Origin of the sequence: Leyella stercorea DSM 18206 (assembly GCF_000235885.1) — a bacterium.
In the GTDB taxonomy this organism is placed as follows: domain Bacteria; phylum Bacteroidota; class Bacteroidia; order Bacteroidales; family Bacteroidaceae; genus Prevotella; species Prevotella stercorea.
In genome coordinates, this window is sequence record NZ_JH379471.1 from 19,110 (window position 1) to 27,007 (window position 7,898).

General features: G+C 49.7%; 6 protein-coding genes. 3 read left to right on the plus strand and 3 right to left on the minus strand.

Going from position 1 to position 7,898, the window contains the following annotated elements; genetic code table 11:
• Nucleotides 1–87: 87 nt before the first annotated feature.
• Genes HMPREF0673_RS12200 through HMPREF0673_RS12210 form a run of 3 tightly spaced genes read right to left on the minus strand, consistent with a single transcriptional unit; the run spans nucleotide 88 to nucleotide 2,985 of the window.
• Nucleotides 88–612 carry a nitroreductase gene (locus HMPREF0673_RS12200; RefSeq protein ID WP_040596988.1) on the minus strand — a complete coding sequence of 175 codons (525 nt, stop codon included), beginning with the start codon at nucleotides 610–612 and terminating at the stop codon, nucleotides 88–90.
• The gene (locus HMPREF0673_RS12205; protein ID WP_007903031.1) at nucleotides 609–1,901 is read right to left on the minus strand and encodes an alpha/beta hydrolase; all 1,293 of its coding nucleotides are present in this window, start codon (nucleotides 1,899–1,901) and stop codon (nucleotides 609–611) included. The genes HMPREF0673_RS12200 and HMPREF0673_RS12205 overlap by 4 nt, the downstream gene beginning before the upstream one ends.
• Before the next feature lie 55 nt (nucleotides 1,902–1,956).
• The gene (locus tag HMPREF0673_RS12210) at nucleotides 1,957–2,985 is read right to left on the minus strand and encodes a peptidase associated/transthyretin-like domain-containing protein (RefSeq protein WP_007903033.1); all 1,029 of its coding nucleotides are present in this window, start codon (nucleotides 2,983–2,985) and stop codon (nucleotides 1,957–1,959) included.
• 385 nt (nucleotides 2,986–3,370) lie between these two features.
• Here HMPREF0673_RS12210 and HMPREF0673_RS12215 point away from each other — a divergent pair, with 385 nt between their 5' ends.
• The 3 genes from HMPREF0673_RS12215 to HMPREF0673_RS12225 form a co-directional block, all read left to right on the plus strand.
• Nucleotides 3,371–3,985, plus strand: a complete 615-nt coding sequence (locus HMPREF0673_RS12215; RefSeq protein WP_007903038.1) for an HU family DNA-binding protein — start codon at nucleotides 3,371–3,373, stop codon at nucleotides 3,983–3,985.
• A 129-nt stretch (nucleotides 3,986–4,114) separates the two neighbouring features.
• A complete protein-coding gene (gene hsdR, locus HMPREF0673_RS12220; protein ID WP_007903042.1) occupies nucleotides 4,115–6,469 on the plus strand; it encodes an EcoAI/FtnUII family type I restriction enzme subunit R in 2,355 nt (784 codons plus the stop codon).
• Between the two features lie 8 nt (nucleotides 6,470–6,477).
• On the plus strand, nucleotides 6,478–7,898 hold a 1,421-nt coding region (locus HMPREF0673_RS12225), incomplete at its 3' end, for a type I restriction-modification system subunit M (RefSeq protein ID WP_007903043.1).

Sequence of the window (7,898 nt, forward strand, 5' to 3'; positions counted from 1 at the left end):
CGTGAATTTCGTGGGTACTTCCGCAACCTAACCATCTGTGTATATTCGTGAAATCTGTGGGAGGATATTTTGATACATCCTCTTTTTTTATTTTACCCAAATCGTATAATCATCCTTTCTTGGTTTCGCCTCGGCGGGTTCTTTCAGCGCATAGCCCAACGCTACGTGTCCGATGCCCTCGTAGTCGCCCTCGATGCCCCATGAGGCGAGCAGCAGCTTGCCCTCAACGGAGTCGAACACTTCGTGAGCGCGGTGAATCCAGCAGCTGCCCAGTCCTACGGCGTGGGCTGCGTTCATCAGGTTGCCCATCACGAGTGAACCATCATATATATATGTAGGGCGAGCACGGTCGGCGAGCACGAGTATTATCACCGGCGCACCATAGAACGGGTCCGATTCTACGCCCATCACTTCGGCGTTGAGCTGCGAAAGCTTGTCGCGCACTGCCTTGTTTGTCACTACCACTATTCGTGGCGACTGCATACCTCTGCCCGTAGGGGCATATTCTCCGGCACGCACCACCTGCTCGATGAGCTCGTCCGACGGCATACGTTCGGGGTCGAAACCGCGCACGCTGCGGCGGGTTTCAAGTACATTTAGTGTTTCGTTCATATTGTTTTTATCCATTCTGTTATTATTTCCAGCACCTCCGGCGCCATCGTTTCCTCTATCTGCTGATACTCCATGACGATGCCCGTCTTGCAATGCTGGAAGAGATGGTTCACGCCCTCCACCTTCTTGATGTCATGCTGGCAGTTGGTGAGCCCCTTCTCAAGTGTTGTGAGGTTCTGTGTGCAGTCTACCTGCGTGTCCTTCGTGCCATTGAGTGCAAGCACGGGGCACTTTATCTTCGGCAGTAGGGCAGAGGGGCAGAGTGTTATAAAATGGCGCAGGTAGGGCGAGTTGCCCTGCTGCAGCGTCTTCTTGAACACCGGCTTCATCTCGTTGGGTACATCGGCATCGCTAATCTCCTCTACAGCCTTACCCGCAGCCAGCTCGTCGAGCGCCTTGGCGATAGGTTTGCAGTAGTTCTCTATCATGTTGGGTGCCACGCCAGCCGCCTGCAGCGCGAGTCGGTTCTGCTGCAGGAGGGTCTCTCTGCCCGACGCCGCCATACCGGCAAGCGACACGATGAAGTCCGCCTTGCCCTCGGCTGCGAGCATCAGAGCTATAGTGCCACCCTCGCTGTGTCCGACGATGCCCACACGGCGGAAGCGTTGGCGCAGAAGTTGCAGTGCAGCAGCCGCGTCCTGCTTGAAGTCGTCGGTGGTGAAACGGCTGAAGTCGGTGCTCTTGTCGCCCCATCCGCGGTCGTCGTAGCGCAGCGAGGCGATGCCGTTGCGTGCCAGAGCGTCGGCAATCACGGCGAACGGTCGGTGTCCGAACAACTCCTCATCGCGGTTCTGCTGTCCGCTACCCGTCACGAGGAGCACTACGGGCGTTTCGCTGGTGCAGTTGGCAGGCGTGCAGAGAGTGCCGCCGAAGCGGAAGCCGGCGTTCTCGAAGCTCACCTCCTCCTGCTTGTACGGGAAGGGTGCCACCGGCGTTTGCGGTCTGCGCATCTCTTGCGCGCCCCGTTTCAGCGTGAGCGGCAGCTGCAGTGCGCCCTGCGCGAACGTGCCGTTGATGCAGTCGCCCTCCATTCGGCCCTCGAACGTAGCACCAATCATCGCCACCGTCACCTTTATCGTGCCGTCCTCCGCCACGCTCTTCTGCGCCGGGATGTCCTTAGCACCCTGCGCCGGCGAGTCGAGCGTGCAGCCGTCAGCCGAGAAGTTGAACACCAGCGGCAGCTTTGTGCCCATCACGTTGAGGTCGCCGCTCCATGCGCCCTGTTGGGCGTTGGCTGTGGAGCAACAGATAGAGAGCAGCGCAGCTGCCAAGGTCTTTGTTATTCTCATAAGTAGGTCGGTTTTCTTTGTATACTATATTGTTACTTTTAATTATATATCACGTCTACATCTCCCAAAAGCTCTTCTTTAGCAGGTCTTTTGTCTCCGCAGCCACGTCGTATGGTATAGCTGGCAGACAGTCGGGTAGGGCGAACTGGTCGGTTTCGCTGTGGTCTTTCAGCTCCGCCTTCGCCTCCTCCTTGGTCATGGTCTTTACGTCTGTTGTCACGAAGTCGTTGATTTCCTCCGTAGCAATGGGCGCCTTTGTTGGTAGTGGGCGGTAGTCGTAATTGTACACGCGTCGGTAGGAGAGCAGAGAACTCCACGAGTTCTTGAGACTTGAGAACGTCCAGTCGAACAGATGCGTCTTCACGCTCAACAGCAGACTGACCGGTCGGTTGTATTTCGTGCCGTCGACGATGAAGCGGTAGACCCCCTTACGGTGAGAGTTGAGGTAGATGATTGCGCTGTCGACAGATGTCCCCCTATAGTGCGACTTGTAGAATGTGGAGTCGCCACTTGTGCCACTCACCGAGTCGCATCTTATGAAGCGGATGCGCGAGATGTCGAACGAGCGCGCCTCTCCCAGTATGGCGATGTTGAAGTTGAAGAGTCGGCGCAGCGTAGGCAGTTCGTACTGTCGGCAAGCACGCACGCGTCGCTTAGCCTTGCCCGTCTTTATGTTTATGTAGAAGTCGGCGAGTCCCTCACGATATAGAATCGTCTTGCCGTTGTTACGGCAGATGTCCCTGAAGGCACCGCTCAGCTTCACATATTCTGCTTTGCCCACCGCCACTTCCGGCAGCGTGTATGCCTTCGGCTTCATGCAGACCGTGCCCTTCTCTTTCGCAGCGTCAACCGTCAGCGGTTCGTAGGCGAGGTTGCTGATCGTCACCATACCTTCCTGCAGCTTCACATTTCCGTCGGCATCGCTTATACATAGCAGCGTGCCCTTGCTGCTGAAGACGTACGCTCCGCTTACCGGCTTGCCGTCCTGCTCGTCTACGATTCTGAACTGCGCCTTCAGTTGGCTTGCTCCGGCGAACAACTGTATGAGGATGAACGCCATCATCGCGATTCTGTTGTGTTTCATAGCTTGTATATTATTGATGCAAAGATACAGATTATCCCTAAGACCCCTGCATTTCTGTTTGTAAAAGTTTTGTGAAAAGAGTCTAAAAGTGCTGCTTAAGTCGTGCCAAACATTATGTTCAGACACCGGACGGCGTACGCCACCCGATCAGTTTCCGTCCGCCACCCGATCAGATTGCGTTCGCCGTCCGATCGGATTGCGTTCGGAGCACGATGACTTTTGATGATGTTTTAAGTCGTAAATGTACTACTTTCATGCAATAGAAGTTGAGGAAAAAGAACACTACAGCACAACTTTTTCTACCCGATACTTGCAATCGCTTGCGCAATGTTGTAACTTTGGACGCAGAAACACATTAATGATAATCTAAACGAAAAACACAACTATGAGTATCAAGTACGAAATTCATGGCATCAAGAATGCCAAGGGCGAGGGAAAGGAACAGAAGTATGTACACCTATTTGCGCACGAACCGCAGTCGGACCATGCACTTGAGGACGACATCCAGGCAAGCTGCTCGCTCACGAAAGCCGACGTGCGTGCGGCGTTCAGTGCCCTGCGCGACCATATGGCGCGAGCACTTGCCAGCGGCTCACGCTTCCATATCCCCGGCGTGGGCTATTTCTCGCTCTCCGTAGGTCTCGACGCTCCCGACGACCTCCCCGACGACCTCCCCGACGACAAGATGCGCGCCGACTATATCCGTCTACGCAACATCCGTTTCCGTCCCGAGCGCTCGTTGCTCAGCGAGGTGGGCAGCGGTGTCAGCTTCGAGCGTGCCGCCTTCTCCTCACGTTCGCGCCAGTACACGGAGGAGCAGCTCCTCTCGCTCCTCCGCCACTATTTCACCACCCACACCTGCCTCACCCGTCGCATCCTGCAGCGCGTGGCAGGCTTGCGCGAGAGCGCAGCAAAGAAATGGTTGCAGCATCTCACCGCCACCGGCGTGCTGCAGAAAGACGGCGCAAGCAATGCGCCGGTGTATCTGTGGAGAGGGTAGTAGAAAGACTGGTTAGAACAACAATCTAAGGCTTTTTTTATTCTTTTGAAATAGAAGAATGTGGTTTGTCGGTTTTAATTAGTATCTTTGTAACATGTTCCTATAATATATACTTATCGGAAGTTGCTTATGATTGATATACTACAATTGTCTGAAGAAGATATAAAACTGCGTTATATCACTCCGTCCATTGTTGATAAGGGATGGTCTGTTGATAATATAACTATGGAAACTAAGGTTAAACTTACTGATGGCAAGATTAACCTTAGGGGTAATTTGGTGTCACGTGGAAAAGCAAAATATGCTGACTATGTGCTCTACTACAATCGTGCAACACCGATTGCCATAGTGGAGGCTAAAGACGCAAGCCATGCAGTAGCTCATGGACTGCAGCAGGCAAAAGAATATGCACAGATGATGGATGTTCCTTTTGCTTTCAGTTCGAACGGTATGGGTTATCAGGAATACGACTTCCTTACGGGCAAAGAACGTTATTTCTCAATGGACCAATTTCCTACGAAGGAGGATTTATATGCACGTTTCATCTCTGAAAGCAACGGCGGTGCCGGCTTGTCTGATAACCAAATGAAGGTTATCGACCAGCCTTTCTGTACGGGTTGGGACATATTTCCGCCACGTTACTATCAGCGCAATGCCGTAAATAGAACGGTCAACTCTGTGGCGCAGGGCAAGAAGCGTCTCTTGCTTGTAATGGCAACGGGTACGGGCAAGACATACACGGCTTTCCAGATTGTATATCGTCTTCTCAAAGCTGGTTTGGTAAAGAAAGTTCTTTACTTGGCAGATAGAAATATTCTTGTAGACCAGTCTATTCAGCAGGACTTCAAGCCTCTGGACAAGACTATTCACAAGGTAAGCTATCAGAAAGATAAGGGACCGGGAAACACAGCTTACGAAGTTTACTTTGCGCTTTATCAGCAACTTATAGGTCAAGGCGGCAAGCAGCAATACAAAGAGCTCTTTAAACCAGAGTTCTTTGATATGGTTATTGTGGACGAGTGTCATAGAGGCAGCGCCAAGGACGATAGCAACTGGCGAGAAATACTCGATTACTTTGATGGTGCTATCCAGCTCGGTATGACAGCAACGCCTAAGGAGACTAAATACCAGTCGAGCATTACTTATTTTGACGAACCAATATACACCTATAGTTTAAAGGAAGGTATCGAAGACGGTTACCTTGCTCCGTTCAAAGTAGTAAACATAACAACGAACATTGGTGACGAGTGGAGACCTACGAAAGGGCAGAAAGACATCAATGGCAATCTTATAGAAGACCGCATCTATAACAATACGGACTACGATTATAACATCGTTATAGAAGACCGTATAAGAGAAGTGGCACACGAAATAACCTGCTATCTGAAGAATACGGATCGCATGGCAAAGACCATTGTTTTCTGTGCAGACGAGGAGCATGCAGACAGAATGCGTACTGCTCTTGTAAACGAAAACTCTGATATGTGCAGAAAGAATCCTGACTACGTGGTGCGTATCACAGGAAGTGATCCGTACGGACAGTCAAAGCTTGATTATTTCATCTCTGTTGCATCCAAATACCCCGTCATCGCAACAACCAGCAAACTTCTGTCTACAGGAGTAGACTGCAAGATGGTGAAACTCATAGTGCTTGACCAGCGAATCAACTCGATGACCGAGTTCAAGCAGATTGTCGGTCGTGGTACAAGAATCAGAGAGAAGGACGGAAAGACCCATTTCACCATAATGGACTTCCGTAACATCACACGACTTTTTGCCGATCCTGATTGGGATGGTCCTATAGAGGTTGATGAAAGCTATAGCAAACAGAAGCCAAAGCCTTATCCTGAATACAAAGACGACCCGACAATAATTCATGAGCCGGACCCCAAACCGCGTCCAAATCCAAAGCCTATAGTTGATAAAGATGGTTGTAGGGTGGAGGTAATAAACAAGGTAGTGTCAGTGTATGACGCTAACGGAAAACTTCTGCGAACAGAAAGCATAACAGACTATACTCGGAAGAATATCAACGATACTTACGTAAATCTTGATGACTTCATAAACCATTGGAATGCGGCAGAAAAGAAAGCGGAAATAACCGACCTGATGCGTGAAAGCGGAATCGATCTTCAGGCTCTGAAGATAGAAAGAAACATGGAGAATGTTGACGACTTTGACTTTATCTGCCACATTGCTTATGGCAAGAAACCTTTAACAAGAAAGGAACGAGCAGAAAACGTGAAAAAGCGTGACGTGTTCAACAGATATGGAGCAGAAGCAAGAAAGGTGCTCGAAGCACTGCTTGACAAGTATGCCAATGATGGCATATCACAGTTGGAGAACAGAATGGTATTAAAACTCGACCCATTCCGCCAAATGGGATCTCCTGCAAACATAGCCAAACTGTTTGGCGGTAACAAGCAGTATTTCTCTGCGGTAAAGGAACTTGAAAACTTAATATATAACAATAGCATAGCATAAAATAAAATATGGCACTTAACAACTTTGTAAAGAGCATACGCAACATCATGCGCAACGATGCTGGTATCAATGGAGATGCACAGCGCATTGAGCAGATAGCATGGATGTTGTTTCTTAAAGTATATGACGAGAAGGAAAACGATTGGGAGTTCGATGAGGACAATTACGTTTCGTTCATTCCTGAAGAGTGTCGTTGGCGCAACTGGGCTAAAGACAATGGCGATGGCGAAGCGCTGACAGGCGACAACCTCTTGAAATATGTGAATGATACGATATTCCCAACTCTCAAAGCACTGGAGGTTACACCTTCAACACCGATGCGTAGTGCCATAGTTCGCACCACATTCCAGGATGCCAACCAGTATATGAAGGATGGCGTACTTCTGCGTCAAGTCATTAACGTTATCGACCAGCTTGACCTCGGAGATTATGAAGAGAGCCATGCTTTCGGAGATATCTACGAATCAATATTGAAGGAAATGCAGTCGGCGGGTTCAGCAGGCGAGTTCTATACACCGCGAGCTTTGACAGACTTCATGGCAGAAATCGTCAGTCCGAAAGTCGGTGAAAAGATGGCTGACTTTGCCTGCGGTACGGGTGGCTTCCTTGCAAGTTGGTTGAAAGCCCTTGATAAGAAGGTGCAGACAGCAGAAGACAAAGAGGAATATGCTGATTCTATCTATGGAATAGAGAAGAAACAGTTCCCTTATATGCTGTGCGTTACCAATATGCTCTTGCACGACATCGATTCTCCTAAAGTCATGCACGACAACTCTTTGACATGCGACGTGCTCAACTATACGGACGAAGATAAATTTGATGTTGTTCTTATGAATCCTCCTTATGGCGGAAGCGAGAAGAACGATATCAAACAGCACTTCCCGTCTGATTTGAGTTCAAGCGAAACGGCAGATCTCTTCATGGTTCTTATCATGTATCGTCTTGCAGCGAATGGTCGTGCAGCCGTTATCCTGCCAGACGGTTTCCTTTTTGGCGCTGATAATGCAAAGCTTGCCATCAAAGAGAAACTGCTTCGCGAGTTCAATCTTCATACTATCATTCGTTTGCCTGGTAGCATCTTTGCTCCATATACCAGCATTGCCACCAATATTCTCTTCTTTAACAATGAGAAGGCAGAGGGAGCAGAAGAAGGATTCTGCACCAAGGACATCTGGTTCTATCGTCTTGATATGCCGGATGGCTACAAGCACTTCTCAAAGACCAAGCCAATGAGAGCTGAGCATTGTCAGCCTATTGTTGAATGGTGGAATAATCGCCAGGAAATAGTAGATGCGGAAAACAACGACGAGAAGTCTCGTTGCTTTACCGCCCAGCAACTTCTTGATATGGATTGCAATCTTGATCAGTGTAAGTTCCCAAAAGAAGAGGAAGAAATTCTGCCTCCTGCCGAACTGCTTGCCGACTATTT

What these genes read in the sequence shown, in the direction of transcription:
- HMPREF0673_RS12200 (WP_040596988.1), bottom strand. Translation starts at nt 612, where the DNA reads ATGAACGAAACACTAAATGTACTTGAAACCCGCCGCAGCGTGCGCGGT.
- HMPREF0673_RS12205 (WP_007903031.1), bottom strand. Translation starts at nt 1,901, where the DNA reads ATGAGAATAACAAAGACCTTGGCAGCTGCGCTGCTCTCTATCTGTTGC.
- HMPREF0673_RS12210 (WP_007903033.1), bottom strand. Translation starts at nt 2,985, where the DNA reads ATGAAACACAACAGAATCGCGATGATGGCGTTCATCCTCATACAGTTG.
- HMPREF0673_RS12215 (WP_007903038.1), top strand. Translation starts at nt 3,371, where the DNA reads ATGAGTATCAAGTACGAAATTCATGGCATCAAGAATGCCAAGGGCGAG.
- hsdR (WP_007903042.1), top strand. Translation starts at nt 4,115, where the DNA reads ATGATTGATATACTACAATTGTCTGAAGAAGATATAAAACTGCGTTAT.